Source organism: Streptomyces sp. NPDC030814 (genome assembly GCF_055572155.1).
Window position 1 is genome coordinate 316,268 of record NZ_JBVIDX010000004.1, and the last position, 19,472, is coordinate 335,739.

14 protein-coding genes and 2 tRNA genes are annotated in these 19,472 nt (G+C 68.9%); 4 read left to right on the top strand and 12 right to left on the bottom strand.

The window, feature by feature from the left end; all coding sequences use genetic code 11:
- Positions 1-72: 72 nt before the first annotated feature.
- Complete coding sequence (locus tag ACZ43N_RS11650; RefSeq protein ID WP_468096856.1) at positions 73-606, bottom strand: peptidylprolyl isomerase; 534 nt, start codon at positions 604-606, stop codon at positions 73-75.
- Positions 607-969: 363 nt separating this feature from the next.
- On the opposite strand from ACZ43N_RS11650, the gene ACZ43N_RS11655 reads away from it, so the two are divergent.
- Entirely contained in the window at positions 970-1,671 is a 702-nt protein-coding gene (locus ACZ43N_RS11655; RefSeq protein ID WP_468096858.1) for a DUF5324 family protein, read from the top strand.
- A gap of 396 nt (positions 1,672-2,067) precedes the next feature.
- On the opposite strand, the gene ACZ43N_RS11660 is transcribed toward ACZ43N_RS11655, so the two are convergent.
- Positions 2,068-2,140: transfer RNA gene (locus ACZ43N_RS11660), tRNA-Ala, on the bottom strand.
- A gap of 182 nt (positions 2,141-2,322) precedes the next feature.
- On the opposite strand from ACZ43N_RS11660, the gene ACZ43N_RS11665 reads away from it, so the two are divergent.
- Complete coding sequence (locus ACZ43N_RS11665; protein WP_033530590.1) at positions 2,323-2,871, top strand: helix-turn-helix domain-containing protein; 549 nt, start codon at positions 2,323-2,325, stop codon at positions 2,869-2,871.
- Positions 2,872-3,222: 351 nt separating this feature from the next.
- Positions 3,223-5,088 (top strand): serine/threonine-protein kinase, encoded by a 1,866-nt coding sequence (locus tag ACZ43N_RS11670; protein WP_468096859.1) that lies wholly within the window; start codon positions 3,223-3,225, stop codon positions 5,086-5,088.
- A gap of 30 nt (positions 5,089-5,118) precedes the next feature.
- On the opposite strand, the gene ACZ43N_RS11675 is transcribed toward ACZ43N_RS11670, so the two are convergent.
- Both ACZ43N_RS11675 and ACZ43N_RS11680 read right to left on the bottom strand, forming a co-directional pair.
- On the bottom strand, positions 5,119-6,615 hold the full coding sequence (locus ACZ43N_RS11675) for a hypothetical protein (protein ID WP_468096860.1): 1,497 nt from the start codon (positions 6,613-6,615) through the stop codon (positions 5,119-5,121).
- A 313-nt stretch (positions 6,616-6,928) separates the two neighbouring features.
- Complete coding sequence (locus ACZ43N_RS11680; protein WP_003999697.1) at positions 6,929-7,057, bottom strand: DLW-39 family protein; 129 nt, start codon at positions 7,055-7,057, stop codon at positions 6,929-6,931.
- A gap of 327 nt (positions 7,058-7,384) precedes the next feature.
- On the opposite strand from ACZ43N_RS11680, the gene ACZ43N_RS11685 reads away from it, so the two are divergent.
- Positions 7,385-7,750 (top strand): DUF6344 domain-containing protein, encoded by a 366-nt coding sequence (locus tag ACZ43N_RS11685; protein ID WP_468096862.1) that lies wholly within the window; start codon positions 7,385-7,387, stop codon positions 7,748-7,750.
- Positions 7,751-8,699: 949 nt separating this feature from the next.
- On the opposite strand, the gene ACZ43N_RS11690 is transcribed toward ACZ43N_RS11685, so the two are convergent.
- From ACZ43N_RS11690 to dnaN, 8 genes are all read right to left on the bottom strand, one after another.
- Positions 8,700-8,776 (bottom strand) — tRNA-Ile (locus ACZ43N_RS11690).
- 143 nt (positions 8,777-8,919) lie between these two features.
- Positions 8,920-9,750, bottom strand: a complete 831-nt coding sequence (locus ACZ43N_RS11695; RefSeq protein WP_468096863.1) for a DUF3566 domain-containing protein — start codon at positions 9,748-9,750, stop codon at positions 8,920-8,922.
- Between the two features lie 18 nt (positions 9,751-9,768).
- Positions 9,769-12,366 carry a DNA gyrase subunit A gene (gene gyrA, locus ACZ43N_RS11700; protein WP_468096865.1) on the bottom strand — a complete coding sequence of 866 codons (2,598 nt, stop codon included), beginning with the start codon at positions 12,364-12,366 and terminating at the stop codon, positions 9,769-9,771.
- Between the two features lie 42 nt (positions 12,367-12,408).
- Positions 12,409-14,478 (bottom strand): DNA topoisomerase (ATP-hydrolyzing) subunit B, encoded by a 2,070-nt coding sequence (gyrB, locus tag ACZ43N_RS11705; protein WP_468096867.1) that lies wholly within the window; start codon positions 14,476-14,478, stop codon positions 12,409-12,411.
- 383 nt (positions 14,479-14,861) lie between these two features.
- Positions 14,862-15,395, bottom strand: coding sequence for a DciA family protein (locus ACZ43N_RS11710; RefSeq protein ID WP_468096868.1), 534 nt, complete (start codon positions 15,393-15,395; stop codon positions 14,862-14,864).
- Complete coding sequence (gene recF / locus ACZ43N_RS11715; RefSeq protein WP_468096869.1) at positions 15,392-16,516, bottom strand: DNA replication/repair protein RecF; 1,125 nt, start codon at positions 16,514-16,516, stop codon at positions 15,392-15,394. The genes ACZ43N_RS11710 and recF overlap by 4 nt, the downstream gene beginning before the upstream one ends.
- Before the next feature lie 109 nt (positions 16,517-16,625).
- A complete protein-coding gene (gnd, locus tag ACZ43N_RS11720; protein WP_468096871.1) occupies positions 16,626-17,501 on the bottom strand; it encodes a phosphogluconate dehydrogenase (NAD(+)-dependent, decarboxylating) in 876 nt (291 codons plus the stop codon).
- Positions 17,502-17,716: 215 nt separating this feature from the next.
- A complete protein-coding gene (gene dnaN / locus ACZ43N_RS11725; RefSeq protein WP_468097081.1) occupies positions 17,717-18,847 on the bottom strand; it encodes a DNA polymerase III subunit beta in 1,131 nt (376 codons plus the stop codon).
- Positions 18,848-19,472 lie beyond the last annotated feature (625 nt).

Here is a 19,472-nt window from a genome sequence, read left to right on the forward strand (position 1 = left end):
ACCTTGCGAACCTTTCGGGTTCGGCATGCGCCGGTGCCCCTGACGCCTCGGCCCGGCGGACCGTTGGCCGGCTCAGCCCTGGCGGGTCTCGACGACGACGGACTCGATGACGACGTCCTTGACCGGGCGGTCGGTGCGGGGGTTGGTCTGGGCGCTCGCGATGGAGTCGACGACCTTCTGGCTGGCCGCGTCGACGACCTCGCCGAAGATGGTGTGCTTCCGGTTCAGCCACGCCGTCGGGGCGACGGTGATGAAGAACTGCGAGCCGTTGGTGCCCGGACCGGCGTTGGCCATCGCCAGCAGGTAGGGCTTGTCGAACGCGAGATCCGGGTGGAACTCGTCCCCGAACTGGTAACCGGGGCCGCCGGTGCCGTTGCCCAGCGGGTCACCGCCCTGAATCATGAATCCACTGATCACCCGGTGGAAGACCGTGCCGTCGTAGAGCTTGTCCGTGGACTTCTGGCCGGTCGCCGGGTGGGTCCACTCCCGCTCGCCCTTGGCGAGCTCGACGAAGTTCTTCACCGTCTTGGGCGCGTGGTTCGGCAGCAGCCGCACCTCGATGTCGCCGTGGTTGGTCTTCAGGGTGGCGTACAGCTGCTCAGCCACGATCTGCCTTCCGTTGTCCTCTGTGACTCCTCCGATCCTCGCACGGACGGCGCCCGGAGTCGCCCGACGGCCACACCCTCGTACGGCATGCGCGCGGAAAACCGGTCGAGTACCCCCGGTATCGGCGCGCTTGGCGACGATCCGTGGCATTGTCGGCACTGTCGTGGACAAGCTCCCGTTGCCCCGTATTCATCCGCAATTGCACAGCACCGGATCTTGAGCGGTTCCCTGATCCCTGATCACGCGGAGTCGACACGCATGACCCGGATGCCCGCCCTCACATGCCCCAGAGCGTTCCGAGAGGCATGATCCCCAAAAGGGTGGAAAGTCGAAATACCGTACGCCACCGAGGAGGAGGATCCCGTGACCCGCATCGACAGCGTGCGCGCCGCGACCGGTTCGGCGAAGGACAGCGTGCTGCACGCCGCGGAAGTGGTGGCGCCTTACGCCGACACGGCCAAGGAGAAGGCCTCGCACTACGCACATGAGGCGCGCGTCAAGATCGCGCCAAAGGTGTCGCAGGCCGCGGAACAGGCACGCGTCCAGTACGGCGCCCTTGTCGTCCCGCGTCTGGAACAGGCACGCACGCATGTACCGCCGAAGATCGACAGTGCGGCCCATGAGGCCGCCGCCCGCACCCGCAGGGCGGCCCGCCAGGCCGCCGACTACTCCCGCCCGCGTTTCGAGCAGGCAGTGGCCGCTGCCGGCCCCATGCGGGAGGAGGCGACGGCCCGGAGCGTGGCGGCGTTGGCCGCGCTGCGCGGCCAGGTGTCGCCCGAGCAGATCCAGAAGCTGCTGCGCAAGCAGCAGCGTCGCGCCAAGGCCGGCCGCGCCTTCAAGGGTGTCGCCGTGCTCGGTGTCCTCGCGGGCGGCGCCTTCGCCGCCTGGAAGTGGTGGGACAAGCAGGCCAACCCCGACTGGTTGGTCGAGCCCCCCGCCGCCACGGAGGTCTCCGAGCCCGGTCGGCTGTCTTCCGTGGACGGCAGCGGCGAGTCCGCCCTCGACCCCGAGGTCGAGGCCAAGCAGGCCGAGGACGAGGCCGCGGACCGGGACGACCGCCGCTGAGACGAGCCTCGCCGCGACCGAGGGCCGAGGCGAGGAGCCTTTGAACAGCCCTGCGGGCCGGAAGACTTGACGGTCTTGCGGCCCGCAGGGCTGTTTCACGTGAAACACGCACGGATAACGGACTCTCGAGCACCCCGGAATGTGTCGGTCCGATTGCGAAGGGTGATGAACCCCTTCCACCTTCCGCCCCTGTGACGCAGCACACGGTTTTCGCATATGCGCACGTCGGCACATGCCTTTACCCGTCTCACGGCTCCAGGGGCAGTCCGCTCGTCCACTGCACAGATCGCGATCGCGACGAGGCCCCTCCGGAGCCCTGGATGACGGGCGGGCGGCGGGCGACAGAAAAAGGACCGGGCCGGACGTCCTACGACGTCCGGCCCGGTCCATCCACTGTGGAGCCTAGGGGAGTCGAACCCCTGACATCTGCCATGCAAAGACAGCGCTCTACCAACTGAGCTAAGGCCCCGGAAGGGAAGCGTCCGCCCGGAAGTACCGACCACCGGGTGGCGCCGCAGACCAGAGTACCGGGTCACCCCCGGTATCTCGCAAAAAGATTGGGGGTCCCCGTGAACGACCACTCTCCGTAAGATGCTCGTCGTGGTTCGCGACAGCGAACCGCAGTTTTTGGGGAAGCGATGGGGAGACGCAATGGACGCCGCACAGCAGGAAGCGACCGCAAGAGCCCGGGAGCTGCAGCGGAACTGGTACGGAGAGCCACTGGGGGCGCTCTTCCGTAGGCTCATCGAGGACCTGGGTCTCAACCAGGCCCGTCTCGCGGGGGTACTGGGCCTTTCCGCACCGATGCTGTCGCAGTTGATGAGTGGTCAGCGGGCCAAGATCGGAAACCCGGCCGTGGTTCAGCGGGTGCAGTTGCTGCAGGACCTGGCGGGGCAGGTCGCGGACGGCAGCGTGAGCGCCGCCGAGGCGACCGAGCGCATGGACGAGATCAAGAAGTCGCAGGGGGGATCTGTGCTCAGCAACACCACGCAGTCGACGACCAGTTCCGGGGCACCCACGGTCAAGCGGGTCGTCCGCGAGATCCAGTCGCTGCTGCGCTCGGTGGCGGCCGCGGGCGACATCATCGAGGCGGCGGACACCCTCGCCCCGACCCACCCCGAACTGGCAGAGTTCCTCCGGGTGTACGGCGCGGGCCGCACCTCGGACGCGGTGGCTCACTACCAGTCCCACCAGAACTGAGTTCGAGGCCCGGTCACCGAGACGGGGTCGGCGACCGGGCCGCGGCCGGAGCGGGCGAGGAACGCGGGGCCGAACAGGCCCACTGGAGTCACGAAGACGCGAACGTAGGCTCGACGAGAGCCGAGAGGGAACGGGCCGGCGGAGAGACCGGCCAGGGCGGAGAGGCAGAGACGGCAAAGGAGGCCGAGGGGAAGAGCCGCACAAGGCGACTGGGCGACAGAGGTACGGAAACGAGCTCCGTGGGAAACCGGTAGGCAGAAGCCGACTCCGCGGAGGCCGCTGGCTCGGAAGCCGTGTCCTCCGCCGACGGGCAGCCTGGGGGGGGAGCCGAAGGGGGAACGACGCACAACCATGGGTGAGGTCTTCGCCGGCCGGTACGAACTGGTCGACCCGATCGGACGCGGGGGAGTCGGCGCCGTCTGGCGCACATGGGACCACCGACGCCGTCGGTACGTGGCCGCCAAGGTCCTGCAGCAGCGCGACGCGCACGCTCTGCTGCGCTTCGTCCGTGAACAGGCCGTGCGGATCGACCATCCCCACGTGCTCGCGCCCGCCAGCTGGGCCGCCGATGACGACAAGGTCCTGTTCACCATGGACCTGGTCGCCGGGGGCTCCCTGGTCAATCTCGTCAACGACTACGGCCCCCTTCCGCCCGCCTACGTCTGCGCCCTGCTCGACCAGTTGCTGTCCGGCCTCGCCGCGGTGCACGCGGAAGGCGTCATCCACCGCGACATCAAGCCCGCCAATGTGCTGCTGGAGGCCACCGGCACGGCCCGGCCCCGCCTCCGCCTGTCCGACTTCGGCATCGCCATGCGCCTGGGCGAGCCCCGGCTCACCGAGACCAACTACGTGGTGGGAACGCCGGGTTACTTCGCCCCCGAGCAGATGCTGGGCGCGGACCCCGACTTCCCCGCCGACCTCTTCGCGGTGGGCCTCGTCGCCCTGTACCTCCTGGAGGGCGCCAAACCCGACTCCAAGGCGCTCATCGAACACTTCGCCGCCCACGGCACACCGAAGGCCCCGCGAGGCATCCCGGAGCCCCTGTGGCAGATCATCGCCACGCTGCTCCAGCCGGACCCCCATGCCCGTTTCCGTACGGCCACAGGCGCCCGCAAGGCACTCGCCGCAGCCACCGAGCTGCTTCCCGAGCCCGGCCCCGACGACGAGTTGGTGGAGGTGTTCGACCAACTGGGGCCGCTGCCCACGGGGTTCGGTCAGGAGGGCCCGCTGCAGCGGGCGTCGGGGCTGGATCCGAGTGGGCCGAGCACGGGCGCCACGTCCTCGTCGGTTTCCGGGCGGGGGACGGACTCGACGCCTCCGCCTCCCCCTGCTCCACCACTCCCCGCTCAGCTGCCCGAGGCCATGCCGTCCCAGGGTTCGCTCGCGCGGCCCGGTCCGGGCGCCGTTCCTCCGGCTCCGCCCAACGGCTCCTTGCCTCAACCTCCTTACAGCGGCTCGGTATTGCCACCGCCCATGCCTCGCACAGCGCCGCCCCGGACCAGCTCAAGCAGCAGCTCGGGGGCCGGCACCGGGCAGTGGTACGAGGGTGCGGGCTCCCCCTCTGCGGAGCGCCCAGGCCAGGCGGCCTCCGAGCCGCCCTCCCTTGCCGTACCGTCGCAGTCCGAACCCATATCGTCGCAGTCCGAACCGGTACCGTCGCAGTCCGAACCCATATCGTCGCAGTCCGAACCCATACCGTCGCGCACCGACCCTGCACCCCCACGACCCGAGCGCGATCCCGTTCCACCCCAGCCGTCCACGATGTCAGACACCGGCAGCTTTCTTCTGCCACCACCGCAGGTGCTGGCCACCCATGCTCCACCGCGTCGGACAGGGCCGCAGTACGCCGAGCCCCCGGGTGCGGAGCCGCACGGTGCGGAGCGACGGCACCACGCTCTCGGCCATCTCCAGTCGCAGGTGGACCGGCAGGCCACTCCCACCGCCGGGACGCCCCTGCACCCTCCGCTCCACGAGCCCACGCATGTGCCCTCCCCTCAGCCGCAACCGCCCCTTGACCTCTCTCAGGTCTCGCCCCCGGCGGTGCAGCCTGCATATGCTGCACATGGTTCCTACACCGCTCAGGCATCGCGGGTTCCACGCCGATCGAGGGCGATCGCGCGGCGGCGCCCCGGCCCGCCCGCGAAGGTGGTCGTCTCTGTCCTCCTGCTGGCCCTGGCCTGCTTTGTCGTGGGTTTCTGGGCGCTGAGCCAGCTCTGACCGCCGGGCGGTCATCTCCGGGAACGCGTGCTACCTCCGAGACGGCCCATGCCGCCCGCGCCGCGAAGCCCTGCCCCCGCCCGGCGGCGCCCCCGACCCCACCGGCCCCACCGACCCCGCTTGCCCCACCGGCCGCTCCGCCGCGGCGCGGCGCCGTGCCACAAGCGTCCACAGCACCAACCCCAGCACCAGCAGGCTCCCCATACCGATCCCGCCCGCGGCGACCGCCGTCATGGCAAGACGCTTGCCCCCGCTGATCGTGGCCCCCTCCGAGCCACCGGCGCTCGCCTCGCCACCGGGCCTTCCCGCGTCCCCGGCCCCTTCCGGTGTGTCCCCCACCCCCTTCTCCGCGGCCTGCTGGTCCTGGTCGGTGACGTCGAAGACACCGCGCGGTTCGGCCGCGCCCAGATATCCCGGCCCGGCCCCGGGCCGGCCGGACACCCGTATCCGCAGGGTCAGCCCGATCGGCCTGTCGCCGAAGCGTTCGGCGACCGCCGAACCGAGGTGGACCGCCAGGTAGTACCAGCCGGCGAACCGCATCCCGCTGACCTCGTCGTCCAGGGAGTACCGGTTGTCGTAGGCGACCGGAGGGAGCGGGTCGAGTGCGGCGGAGCGCTGATCACCGCCGTAGTTCACGAGGACGTCGTCCACGAGCCCGCGGCCCGGGTTGTACAGCGACATGACCAGCGCGTTGCCCACATACCCGCCGCCGCCGGTCGTGCTGCCCAGCTCGGCGGTGGCGTAGAGCTGCTGCCCCCAGTCCACGGGGACCTTGTAGTAGAGAGTGGCCCCGGCCCTGATCCCGGACTCGTCCTGCCAGATCCCCTGTGCGACGGGGCCGGCCGAGGCGAAGCCGCTCCCCCCGCGTCGACGCTCGGGATCTCCCTGCAGTGCTTCGGGCGACGCGGAGTTCCAGTTCTCGGGGGCGGCCGTCGAGCCGGCCTTCTGCACAGCGGGCTCCCACACGTAGCCGAGTTCGAGCCCCCATTCCTGCGACGACGAGCCCCTCCCGCCGGAAGCCGGCGACCCACCTGACGACCCACCTGAGGCCGCCCTCGAGGGCACACCCGACGAGGTCCCCGACGGCGCGCCCGGACCGACGCGTTCGACGACGAGGTAGTACGCCCCGGCCGCCTGGCACATGTACTCGTCGGCACCGATCTCACGCGAGGCCCAGGCGGTCACGGGGTGGGCGCTGCGGGTCGGGCCGAAGCGGGCGTTCCCGTAGGAGCAGCGGTGGGCGTCGACGTCCTCGACGGAGACCCTGAGCCCGTCGGAGGAGGCGACGGTCGCCCCCGCCGGGGGGACGGCGGTACCCGAGACATAGGCGTTGGCGGTGGCGTCGAGGTCGAGGCGGTAGTAGAGCTTCTCGCCCGGGGCGATGGAGCTCCGGTACGTCCGCCCCGGTACCAGCCGTACTGCTTGCGTGGTGCCCGTCGAGCCGTCGACCGTCGTGGCGTCCTCGGCGTAGGAGTACGGCGTCGGCGCGTCTGCCGCCATGGCGGGACCGGGCTGTGCCGTCGTCATCCACAGGGCCGCTCCCACGGCTGCCGCTGTACGCCACCAGACCGTGCGCCGCCCCATCACGCGCCACCCCTCGTCGTAGCCCGAACGCGCCCATCCTGCCGTTCCATCCGCACTTGTGCGCGCCTTCTCAGGGACGAGCGGCCGAAATCGCGCTCTCAGAAGAGCGGCAAATCACTACCGGAAGCACAATGTTCGCGGAGGCGAAGCAAAGGTGTCCGTGAGACCTCCGCCGTCTTCCGAACGACGTGCCCAGGTGACACAAAACCCCGGCCGCAAGCACGGCCGGGGTCTGCTCTGAGACTGATGTCGATGTTCACGAACCCGTGGGCACGGAGTCAGTCGCCTCCGTCCACAGATCCTGCTCGGCGCGATCCGCCTGGATCTGGCGGTACACGAGGAGCCCGCCGATGGCGGCCAGTGCGACCAGGAGAAGCTTCTTCACCGCGCGACCTCGTCTTTCCTTGACGTAGGGGACCTCTGGCGCCCGACTATACACACCGACCGATATCGATCGGTGACCTGCGTCGGCCCCTCAACTCCCGGCGGGAAGACCCCAGTAGAACCGGATGCCGCCGTTCCTATCGCAGGTTCATCACACGGGTTTCCCGCCCGGCTTCGCGGCTCCGGAGAACTTTCGCAGCCCCTTGCGTCCATCCGAGTGGTGTTGATCTGAAGATCGACGCGCCACGGGCGTCGGTCCCCCACTTCGCGGTCCACATACACATCATGAGGAAAGTACGCAAATCGCCCGACCCGAAAGTGAGGGGCCATGGCCCAGAACACGGTCATGAAGCTGTGGACCACCATCGTCACCGCCTTCCTCGCGCTGTGCGCGGCGCTCGGACTCGCCACGACCACGGCGACCGCCGCGGTACCGCAGACCGAGACCACCCGCAACTGCGCGGCCCGTACGACGACCGCGGCTCTGCCCCTCCCCTCCCGCCCCCGCGCCCACGCACTGCCACCCACGATGAAGCAGCGCATCCGCGCGGAGGCACACGGCTCCTCACCCTCCTGCCGCCATCTCACGGCCCCGAGCAGCCCTCTGAACGACGCATCGGCCCTCACCGTCCGGCCGGCCGCCCCTGCGGCCCCCTCCTCGCCCGCCGAGCGCGTCACACGCCTTCAGCGCTGATCCCGCCCGCGGAGACCGCGACCAGCCACAACCCGCGGAGACCGCGCCCAGCCACGTCCACCCGTACACCACGGCGATCCCTGCGTACGGCGCCTCGAGACCAAGAGAAAACCCCCGGCTCCCATCCGGGGGTTTCCGACATCCAGCACAACCTGTCCACACAGGCACAGACACAGGCACAGACTCCGGCGCTGTTCAGCGCGCCGGGACAGCACGCAGAAGAGCCCAGGCAGGTCCGCCTGGAGCTACTCGGGTGCGCTCACAGACACCGGCTTTCCGAAATCCTTGAACGTCACGACATTCCTTGAACGTCACGACGCTGCGCGCCGCGTTGCCGGACATCTCCAGCCACTGCTCGAAGCGCACGACGCGGCCGGATTCGTTGACCCACACATCGCAGGCGAAGCCCTTGGTGTCCGTGGCACGCATCCTGTCGTACAACCGACGGTCCACCGTCCGGAGCCGGTCCGGTGTGAGACGCCCGGAGAGCCGGTACGCCGCCGCTCCGACAGCTCCCATCCCGTCCGCCGTCGACACACACCGTGGAGCGGGCGTGGTTCCTGGCATCCAGGCGGAGCGCGCCACTGTACGAACGACCTGGACGCCAGGGGCCGTGTCTGCTCGGCTCTGCCTGGGTCGCCGGTGGGCAGGATGGGAGCTTCCCAGCGCACGCCACTACGGGCCCCCAGTCGGCGTTGGCGCCCCCTCCGTCCCGGTGCCGGCCGATCTCCCGCCGGAGGCATTGTCTTGACCGCAGGCCACGCGCCATGCGGTGATCGACTCATGGCCACTGGCCCTATCCACGAGTCAGTGAGCGCGAAGCTGTGACGATGCTCGCAGAGCTGCTGGAGGACCCGCTGATCGGCTGACCGCCGCCGTTTCACTCCCGTTGGTGTCAACCATGGGCGTCAAAAGACCCCCGGTCCTAGTGGACCGGGGGTCTTTTCGCTGGTGGGGCTAACAGGATTTGAACCTGTGGCCTCATCCTTATCAGGGATGCGCTCTAACCAACTGAGCTATAGCCCCGCCGCGCTCTGCGGTGTGTGTCCCGCGCGCTGACTCCTGAAGATTAGCGCACGACGTGGGCAGTCCCAAAATCGATACCCGGAGAGGGCCCGCGACGCAGTGGGACACCCCGCAGGAGGTTCCTTTTCAGGGTGCCGTCGCCCTTACTCGTCCTCCGCCAGCGTCAGCTCGATGCCGCCTACGAAGCCCGCGGACAGGTTGTAGATGAAGGCGCCGAGGGTCGCGAGGGCGGTGGCGAGGACGACGTCGATGACCGCGATGACCGTGGTGAAGATCAACACGTTGGGCAGCGACAGGAACGACTGCAGATCGAAGCCGTTGGATTCGTTCGAGCCGGTGGCCTCGGAGATGGTGGCGCCGACCGTGGAGAAGACGCCCATCGCGTTCATGACCATCCACAGCACCGCGGCCGCGACGATCGTGCAGATGCCGAGGGCGATGGAAAGCAGGAAGCTGACCTTCATCACCGACCACGGGTCGGCCTTGGCCACCCGCAGCCGCGCCTTGCGCGTACGCGGCACCGTACCGGCCCCTGTACGCGGCTTGCGCGAGGCGCCCTCGCCCGGCGCCGGCTGGTAGGCCTGCGGCGGGTGGTACGGCCCCGCCTGCCGCTGCGGACCGCGCTCACCGGGGAGCGCCGAGCCGGCGGCCTGCGACTGGGCGGGAGCCTGCGGCTGGGGTTGCGCCGGCGCCTGGCGCCCGCTCCCGCCCGGCGCCGCGGCCGGGCTTCCCGGCGCGGGCGGCTGGGCCTGCGCACCCCTCGTGTCCGTCACACTTCCCCCCTGCGATCCATGCTTCTCGGACGAGGGTGAGGGCGAAGCCGAATCGGTCGGGTTCGGCTTGATCGCCTTCAGCTGCGTCGTGTGCGTATCCATTGCACGCGCGGCGGAGCCACGGCCGCCGCCGTCCGCTTCCGCACCGGTCGAAGTGCCGGACGAACTACCGGACGATCCGGCGCCCGTGGCTCCGCTCACGCTGACTCACTCCTCGTGCTACTCGGCCGAGGGCGCCTCACCCTCGTCCGTGCCGGTCGTCGCGACACCTTCGGCGGTATCGTCGGCGGCGTCCTCGCCGTCGACCTCCTCCGCCTCGCGTCCCGCCTCGGCGTTACGGGCGATGCCGACCACGGCATCGCGCTTGCCCAGGTTGATCAGTTGGACGCCCATGGTGTCACGGCCGGTTTCCCTGATCTCATTGACTCGCGTACGAATCACACCGCCCGACAGCGTGATGGCGAGGATCTCGTCGGTCTCCTCGACCACCAGCGCGCCGACGAGCGAACCACGGTCCTCCACGATCTTGGCGGCCTTGATGCCGAGGCCGCCGCGACCCTGGACGCGGTACTCGTCGACGGCGGTCCGCTTCGCGTACCCACCGTCTGTGGCAGTGAACACGAACGTACCGGGTCGAACAACATTCATCGAGAGCAGCTCGTCTCCCTCACGGAAACTCATGCCCTTGACACCCGAGGTCGCACGGCCCATGGGCCGCAGCGCGTCATCGGTCGCCGTGAAGCGGATCGACTGTGCCTTCTTGCTGATCAGAAGGATGTCGTCCTCTGCCGACACGAGCTCGGCTCCGATCAGTTCGTCATCGGAACCGTCCTCCTTCTCGCGGAGGTTGATCGCGATGACGCCGCCGGAACGGGGCGAATCGTAATCCTTCAGAGGCGTCTTCTTCACAAGACCGCCCTTGGTCGCGAGGACCAGGTAGGGCGCGGCCTCGTAGTCGCGGATCGCCAGGATCTCCGCGATCGCCTCGTCCGGCTGGAAGGCCAGCAAGTTGGCGACGTGCTGTCCACGCGCGTCACGTCCGGCGTCCGGCAGCTCGTAGGCCTTGGCCCGGTAGACACGGCCCTTGTTGGTGAAGAACAGCAGCCAGTGGTGGGTCGTGGACACGAAGAAGTGGTCGACGATGTCGTCTTCCTTGAGCTTCGCGCCGCGCACGCCCTTGCCGCCGCGCTTCTGCGCCCGGTAGTCGTCGGTCTTGGTGCGCTTGACGTAGCCGCCGCGGGTGACCGTGACGACGATGTCCTCCTCGGCGATGAGGTCCTCGATGGACATGTCGCCGTCGTAGGGCACCAGCATCGTCTTGCGGTCGTCGCCGTACTTCTCGACGAGCGCGGCGAGTTCCTCACTGACGATGCCGCGCTGACGGACCGGCGAGGCGAGGATCTCGTTGTACTCGTTGATCTTCGCCTGGAGCTCGGCGTGCTCCTGGAGGATCTTCTGACGCTCCAGGGCAGCCAGCCGTCGCAACTGCATCTCGAGGATGGCGTTGGCCTGGATCTCGTCGATCTCCAGGAGCTCCATCAGGCCGGTTCGCGCGATGTCGACGGTGTCGCTGCGCCGGATCAGCGCGATGACCTCGTCAATGGCGTCCAGGGCCTTCAGCAGACCGCGCAGGATGTGCGCACGCTCCTCGGCCTTGCGCAGCCGGAAGCGCGTACGGCGGACGATGACCTCGATCTGGTGCGTGACCCAGTGGCGGATGAACGCGTCCAGGGAGAGCGTGCGGGGCACGCCGTCGACGAGCGCCAGCATGTTGGCGCCGAAGTTCGTCTGCAGGTCGGTGTGCTTGTACAGGTTGTTCAGCACGACCTTGGCGACCGCGTCCCGCTTCAGCACGATGACCAGGCGCTGGCCCGTACGGGAGGACGTCTCGTCGCGGACGTCGGCGATACCGCCGATCTTGCCGTCCTTGACGAGGTCGGCGATCTTCTGCGCGAGGTTGTCCGGGTTGACCTGGTACGGCAGTTCCGTGACCACCAGGCACTGGCGGTTCTGGATCTCCTCGACCTCGACGACCGCGCGCATCGTGATGGAGCCGCGACCCGTGCGGTACGCCTCCTCGATGCCCTTGCGGCCGACGACCAGGGCGCCGGTCGGGAAGTCGGGGCCCTTGATGCGCTCGATCAGGGCGTCCAGGAGCTCCTCGTGGGAGGCCTCCGGGTTCTCCAGGTACCACTGGGCGCCGGCCGCGACCTCGCGGAGGTTGTGCGGCGGGATGTTGGTGGCCATGCCGACCGCGATACCGGCCGAACCGTTGATCAGCAGGTTCGGGAAGCGGGCCGGCAGGACGGTCGGCTCCTGGGAGCGGCCGTCGTAGTTGTCCGTGAAGTCGACGGTCTCCTCGTCGATGTCACGGACCATCTCCATCGACAGCGGCGCCATCTTGCACTCGGTGTAGCGCATGGCCGCCGCCGGGTCGTTGCCCGGAGAGCCGAAGTTGCCGTTGGAGTCCACCAGCGGCATCCGCATCGACCACGGCTGCGCGAGGCGGACCAGCGCGTCGTAGATCGAGGAGTCGCCGTGGGGGTGGTAGTTGCCCATGACGTCGCCGACGACGCGGGCGCACTTGTAGAAGCCCTTCTCGGGCCGGTAGCCGCCGTCGTACATGGCGTACAGGACACGGCGGTGGACGGGCTTGAGACCGTCGCGCACGTCGGGCAGCGCGCGGGACACGATGACGGACATCGCGTAGTCCAGGTACGAGCGCTGCATCTCCGTCTCGAGCCCGACGGGCTCGATGCGCACGGTGGTCTCGCCTTCGGAGGGCTCAGGCGTGACTGGGGTGATCTCGTCGGCCATTGCTGGTGGGAATCCTTCCTGGTGCGGTCAGCTGAGACCGACTCAGATGTCGAGGAAGCGGACGTCCTTGGCGTTGCGCTGGATGAACTGGCGCCGGGCCTCGACGTCCTCGCCCATGAGCACCGAGAACAGTTCGTCGGCCTGGGCGGCATCGTCGAGCGTGACCTGGCCGAGGACACGGTGGTCCTGGTCCATGGTCGTGATGCGCAGTTCCTCGGCGTTCATCTCGCCGAGACCCTTGAAGCGCTGGATCGAGTCTTCCTTGATGCGCTTGCCGTTCTGCCTGCCGAGCTCGATCAGGGCGTCGCGCTCGCGGTCCGAGTAGGCGTACTCGAAGTCGTCCCGGCCCCACTTGATCTTGTACAGCGGCGGACGCGACAGGAAGACGTGTCCGGCCTCGACCAGCGGCCGCATGAAGCGGAACAGGAAGGTCAGCAGCAGGGTGTTGATGTGCTGGCCGTCGACGTCGGCGTCCGCCATCAGGATGATCTTGTGATAGCGGAGCTTCTCGATGTCGAAGTCCTCGTGGACCCCGGTACCGAAGGCGGAGATCAGCGCCTGGATCTCCTGGTTCTGCAGGATCTTGTCGATCCGCGCCTTCTCGACGTTGAGGATCTTGCCGCGGATCGGGAGGATCGCCTGGTACTGCGGGTTGCGGCCGGACTTGGCCGAGCCGCCGGCGGAGTCGCCCTCGACGATGAAGATCTCGCACTTGGTGGGGTCGTTCGACTGGCAGTCGCTCAGCTTGCCCGGCAGCGAGGCCGTCTCCAGCAGGCCCTTGCGACGGGTGAGGTCACGGGCCTTGCGGGCCGCCACGCGCGCGGTGGCCGCCTGGATGGACTTGCGGATGATGTCCGCGGCCTCGTTCGGGTTGCGGTCCAGCCAGTCGGTGAGGTGCTCGTGCACGACCTTCTGCACGAAGGTCTTCGCCTCGGTGTTGCCCAGCTTGGTCTTGGTCTGGCCCTCGAACTGCGGCTCGCTCAGCTTGATCGAGATGATCGCGGTCAGACCCTCGCGGATGTCGTCACCCGTGAGGTTGTCGTCCTTCTCCCGCAGCAGCTTCTTGTCGCGCGCGTAGCGGTTGATCAGACCGGTGAGCGCCGCACGGAAGCCCTCCTCGTGCGTACCGCCCTCGTGCGTGTGGATGATGTTGGCGAAGGAGTACACACCCTCGCTGTAACCGCTGTTCCACTGCATCGCGATCTCGACGGAGAGGTGCTTCTCCTTGTCCTCCGCCTCGAAGTCGACGACGGAGGGATGCACCACGTCCCCCTTGCGGGAGTTGAGGTGCTTGACGAAGTCGACGATGCCGCCTTCGTAGTGGTACGTGACCGTCTTGACCTCGTGCTTCTCGTCCTCGCCGGCCTCGTCCGCCCCGGCGGTGGCCTTTGCGGACTCGCGCTCGTCAGTGAGTTTGATCGTCAAACCCTTGTTGAGGAACGCCATCTCCTGGAAGCGCCGCGAGAGCGTCTCGAAGGAGTAGTCGGTGGTCTCGAAGATGTCCGGGTCGGCCCAGAAGGTCACCGAGGTGCCGTGCTCCTCCGTGGCCTCGTGCTTGGCCAGCGGGGCCGTCGGGACGCCGAGCTTGTAGTCCTGCGTCCAGCGGTGACCGTCGGTCTTGACCTCGACGGCCACCTTGGTCGACAGGGCGTTGACGACGGAGACGCCGACGCCGTGCAGACCACCGGAGACCGCGTAGCCGCCGCCGCCGAACTTGCCGCCCGCGTGCAGGACGGTCAGCACGACCTCGACGGCCGGCTTGCCCTCCGACGGGACGATGCCCACGGGGATGCCACGGCCGTTGTCCACGACGCGGACGCCGCCGTCGGGCAGGATCGTCACGTCGATCGTGTCGGCGTGCCCGGCCAGGGCCTCGTCGACGGAGTTGTCGACGACCTCCTGCACCAGGTGGTGCAGGCCACGCTCACCGGTCGAGCCGATGTACATGCCGGGCCGCTTGCGGACCGCGTCCAGCCCTTCGAGGACGGTGATGGCGCTGGCGTCGTACGCCGAGGTTGAGGCCTCGGCCGTTCCGGCCAGGGCCTCGGTGGACGGGATGTTCTCGTTGGGGTTGCCGGAATCGGCCACGAAGCGCCCTTTCTGGCACAGCACAAGCCAGGCTCCCGGCGGGTGTGCCGGAGCGGCTGCGGCATGTTGCGGTGGAAGCCTTTGTCAGCGTTGCACAGTGTTTCCGAAGCGGTCCCCACGAATGGGGCGGGATTGCTTCCAGTCTACCGGTAGCGCCGACAGTGATGGGGGTTTGCCGGTACCTGAGTCCGCATGTGCCGCCCTCAACCGGTCTCTCCCGACTCCCCATATGCGGAGCGGGGCTCCAAGAGGCTCACGGAGGCACTCAGCGCTTCCGGGTGTCAACCCTTTGCTACCCCCGGGTCAGGTCGATGTTCGCAACCGCGTGCGAATGTGCACGCCACGTCACAGGAGCGTGTGACCGAGCGGCCGACGGCCTCCGGACGAGCGTCAAAATGTGACTACGGTCACCCGTAGGTATCGCCGGGGCCGGTGCTTCCGGGGGCCCGCAGCGGGCCGTAGCGATGGGCGGAACCGCCGGGTCCGTGGACCTTGAGCAGCCGGACGGTGCCATGGCCGAGGTCCTCGTTGAGCCGGGCGACCAGCTGCGGGGCGAGCAGGCGCAGGTTCGTCGCCCAGGCCGTGGAGTCGCACCGCACGTGCAGGACCCGCTCGTCCTCGTCGTACCGCTCAGGAACGCAGCGCCTGGCCAGATCCTCCCCGACGATCTGCGGCCAGCGGCCCATCACCCCGCCGACGGCGGCCGGCGTCTCCCAGCCCCGCTCGGTGATCAGACGGTTGATGGCGGAGCCCAGGGCCATCGGGTCCCGGCCGTCGGTGCGGGCGCCGGAACGCAGACCACCGCCGCGCCGCGCCTGACTCTGCTGCTGCGCGGCGTCCCCACGCGCGCGTGCGGCCTCCTTGGCGGCGCGCAGCGCCACGCGCGCGAGATCCACACCGGACGGCTCGGGAATCCTCGGGCTCCCGTCGGATCCGCTCATACGCGCTCCACCGTCCCGTCGGCCACGGCGAACCGCGTCCCCGTCAGTACGCCCGGCACGTCGTCGTCGACCGCGGCCGTCACCAGGACCTGCTCGCCCGGAGCGACCAGCTCGGCCAGCCGCTCGCGCCGCCGCGCGTCCAACTCGGCGAACACGTCGTCGAGGATCAGCACGGGCTCGTTGCCCTCGGCCCGCAACAGGTCGTAGGAGGCGAGGCGCAGCGCCAGGGCGTACGACCAGGACTCCCCGTGGGAGGCGTATCCCTTGGCCGGCAGCTGTCCGAGTTTGAGAACCAGATCGTCGCGATGGGGGCCTGTGAGGGTGACGCCCCGCTCGATCTCCTGCTTGCGGCCCTCGGCGAGGGCGGCCATCAGCTGCTCGTACAGCTCCTCACGCGCGTGGCCGACGATCGCCGGGGAGGAGGGTCTGTACTCCAGACCGATGGGGCCGCCACCGGGTGCCAGCTGTTCGTACGCCTTGTCGGCCAGCGGCTGGATCGCGGCGACCAGGTCCTGGCGCTGGGCGAGCAGTTCGGCGCCGACGCGCGCGAGGTGCTGGTCCCAGACGTCGAGTGTGGACAGGTCCATCGTGCGACCGCCGTGGCGGCGGGCCAGCGCGGCGGTCTTCAGGAGGGTGTTGCGCTGCTTGAGAACCCGCTCGTAGTCGGAGCGCACGCCCGCCATGCGCGGCGCCCGCGCGGTGATCAGTTCGTCGAGGAAGCGCCGCCGTTCCCCGGGGTCGCCCTTCACCAGGGCGAGGTCCTCCGGCGCGAACAGCACCGTCCGTACGATGCCGAGCACGTCACGCGGCCTGACCTGCGACGACCTGTTGATGCGGGCGCGGTTGGCCTTGCCGGGGTTCAGCTCCAGCTCGACCAGCTGCTGGCGCTCGCCCTGGCGCACCTGGGCCCGGATGACCGCCCGGTCGGCGCCCATGCGCACCAGGGGCGCGTCGGAGGAGACGCGGTGGCTGCCGAGGGTCGCCAGGTACCCGACCGCCTCGACCAGGTTCGTCTTGCCCTGTCCGTTGGGACCGACGAACGCGGTGACGCCCGGGTCGAGCGGGACCTCGACCCGGGCGTACGAGCGGAAGTCGGCCAGCGACAGATGCGTGACGTGCATGGTCGGGTGCCGACCTCCCCCAGGGGTTGTGGACCGCCGCGCGGTCCTGTGGATGACTTCTCGTCGACCGTAGTGGTGTTCGTGCGTTCTGCGGGCCGTGGGGTGTGGGTTACTTCTTCTCGACCGCGTGGCCGCCGAACTGGTTCCGCAGCGCCGCGATCATCTTCATCTGCGGGGAGTCCTCCTGGCGCGACGCGAACCGTGCGAAGAGGGAGGCCGTGATCGCGGGCAGCGGCACGGCGTGGTCGATGGCGGCCTCCACGGTCCAGCGGCCCTCGCCCGAGTCCTGCGCGTACCCCCGGAGCCCGTCCAGGTGCTCGTCCTCGTCCAGTGCGTTCACGGCCAGGTCGAGCAGCCAGGAGCGGATGACCGTGCCCTCCTGCCAGGAGCGGAAGACCTCACGGACGTCCGTGACGGAGTCGACCTTCTCCAGCAGCTCCCAGCCTTCGGCGTACGCCTGCATCATCGCGTACTCGATGCCGTTGTGGACCATCTTCGCGAAGTGCCCGGCGCCGACCTTGCCGGCGTGCACCGCACCTGAGTCGCCCTCGGGCTTCAGCGCGTCGAAGACCGGCTGGACCTTGGCCACGTTCTCCGCGGCGCCGCCGTACATCAGCGCGTAGCCGTTCTCCAGGCCCCAGACGCCGCCGGAGACACCGCAGTCGACGAAGCCGATGCCCTTGGCCGCCAGCTCCTCGGCGTGCTTCTCGTCGTCCGTCCAGCGCGAGTTGCCGCCGTCCACGACGACATCACCGGGCTCCAGAAGCTCGGCCAGCTCGTCGATGGTCGACTGGGTGGGGGCCCCGGCCGGGACCATCACCCACACGACGCGGGGGCCCTTGAGCTTGCCCACAAGCTCTTCGAGGCTGTGGACATCGGCGAGATCCGGGTTCCGGTCGTATCCGATGACGGTGTGGCCCGCGCGGCGTATCCGCTCGCGCATGTTGCCGCCCATCTTGCCGAGGCCGACGAGACCGAGCTCCATCAGTTGTTCCTTAGGTTGCGACGTGGCATGAGGGCACTGCGTACCCATGCACGAGCCTAAACCCGGACGCTCACGCACACCTGTGGGCATACCCGCTCATACGTACGCCCCGACCTGCGCTTTCGCACCGAGGGCCCGGTGATCCACCGGGCCCTCGGTGCGCTGTGGACGACCTCCGGCCGCCCGACGGCGGCTACGGCTGGTCGCTCGACGGGTCAGCCGCTGAGCCGCACCGGCATGATCAGGTACTTGTAGGCCTCGTCCGCCTCGGCGTCCACCGCCGGCTTTCCGCTGAGCAGCGCGGGCTTGGTGGACGTCGTGAAGGACAGCTGGGCGACCGGGGAGTCGATGGCGCTCAGACCGTCCAGCAGGAACGTCGGGTTGAAGGCGATCGAGATGTCGTCGCCCTCGAGCTGGGCGTCGACCCTTTCCACAGCCTGGGCGTCGTCGCTGGAGCCCGCCTCCAGGGTCAGCACGCCCTGCTCGAAACTGAGCCGCACCGGGGTGTTGCGCTCGGCGACCAGGGCCACGCGCTTGACGGCCTCCACGAAGGGGGCGGTCTCGATCACGGCCACGCTGTTGAACTCCGTCGGGAAAAGCGTGCGGTACTTCGGCAGGTCGCCCTCGAGAAGGCGGGTGGTCGTCCGGCGTCCGGCGCCCTCGAAACCGATCAGACCCTCACCCGCGCCCGAGCCCGAGAGCGCCAGGATGACGCTGTCGCCGCTGGTGAGCGCCTTGGCCGTGTCCAGGAGCGTCTTGGCGGGCACCAGGGCGACCGCGGAGGCGTCCGGGTTCTCCGGCTTCCACAGGAACTCGCGCACCGCGAAGCGGTAGCGGTCGGTGGAGGCCAGCGTGACCGTGTCGCCCTCGATCTCGATGCGCACACCGGTGAGGACGGGCAGCGTGTCGTCGCGCCCGGCGGCGATGGCCACCTGGGCGGCGGCCGAGGCGAAGACCTCACCGGGGACGGTGCCCGTCGCGTTCGGCATCTGGGGCAGGGACGGGTACTCCTCCACAGGCAGTGTGTGGAGGGTGAACCGCGAGGAGCCGCAGACCACGGTCGCCCGTACACCGTCTGTGGAAATCTCCACCGGGCGGTTGGGGAGGGCTCGGCAGATGTCCGCGAGGAGACGGCCCGAGACGAGGACGGTGCCCTCCTCCTCGACCTCCGCCTCCACGGACACCCGGGCCGAGACCTCGTAGTCGAAGCTGGACAGGCTCAGCTGGCCTTCCTCGGCCTTCAGAAGGAGGCCGGCGAGGACAGGCGCCGGCGGACGGGCCGGGAGGCTGCGCGCCGCCCAGGCCACGGCCTCCGCGAGTACGTCGCGTTCCACCCGGATCTTCACTGTTGCCGCCTCCTGCTGTTGCCGGCGCTTCTCGCCCTGCCTGGCTTCGTCGTCTGTCGCGGTGTCGCTGGCTCCTGTGAGGGGGAAGGACACCGGGGAACAGTCTGACGCACGCCACTGACACTCGGGGCCTTCCGGGGTCAAGTCGTGACGAGGCGCGGTCGGGCAGCCGAGAGCGAGTTGTGCACAGGGCCCCCTTCGAAACGAATTCCCAGCTCTCTCTAGTTGGGAGTAGTAGTAGGGCCTGTGGAAACCGTGGATAACTGCGTTTGCGCAGCTCAGGCAGGAGATTTTGTCCACGGGGCCTGTGGGCGGAGGCGGTGGACAACCACGCCTGTCTGTGGAGAACAGAAAGTTCTGCACACCCCGTGCACAGCCGGGCGGCACTTCTCCCCAACCGTGTCCCCAGGTTTACCCACCTTTCCCACAGCCCAACCGGGCAACTTCATGTGACGGCTTTCACTCGACACAGTGAGAAGGCCGGTTTCCTTGCCGAACAGTGGACAGGCATGTGGAGAAGCTGGGGATCACTGGGGACAACCAGCCACAGCCTGTGGGTTGCCGGTGGACAACTCTGTCCACAGTCTGTGGATCTTCGCTTCGTCCACAGTCTGTGGAGATCGTT

What these genes read in the sequence shown, in the direction of transcription:
- ACZ43N_RS11685 (WP_468096862.1), top strand. Translation starts at nt 7,385, where the DNA reads ATGGCCCAGAACACGGTCATGAAGCTGTGGACCACCATCGTCACCGCC.
- recF (WP_468096869.1), bottom strand. Translation starts at nt 16,516, where the DNA reads ATGCACGTCACGCATCTGTCGCTGGCCGACTTCCGCTCGTACGCCCGG.
- ACZ43N_RS11670 (WP_468096859.1), top strand. Translation starts at nt 3,223, where the DNA reads ATGGGTGAGGTCTTCGCCGGCCGGTACGAACTGGTCGACCCGATCGGA.
- ACZ43N_RS11675 (WP_468096860.1), bottom strand. Translation starts at nt 6,615, where the DNA reads ATGACGACGGCACAGCCCGGTCCCGCCATGGCGGCAGACGCGCCGACG.
- ACZ43N_RS11710 (WP_468096868.1), bottom strand. Translation starts at nt 15,395, where the DNA reads ATGAGCGGATCCGACGGGAGCCCGAGGATTCCCGAGCCGTCCGGTGTG.
- gyrA (WP_468096865.1), bottom strand. Translation starts at nt 12,366, where the DNA reads ATGGCCGACGAGATCACCCCAGTCACGCCTGAGCCCTCCGAAGGCGAG.
- gnd (WP_468096871.1), bottom strand. Translation starts at nt 17,501, where the DNA reads ATGGAGCTCGGTCTCGTCGGCCTCGGCAAGATGGGCGGCAACATGCGC.
- ACZ43N_RS11665 (WP_033530590.1), top strand. Translation starts at nt 2,323, where the DNA reads ATGGACGCCGCACAGCAGGAAGCGACCGCAAGAGCCCGGGAGCTGCAG.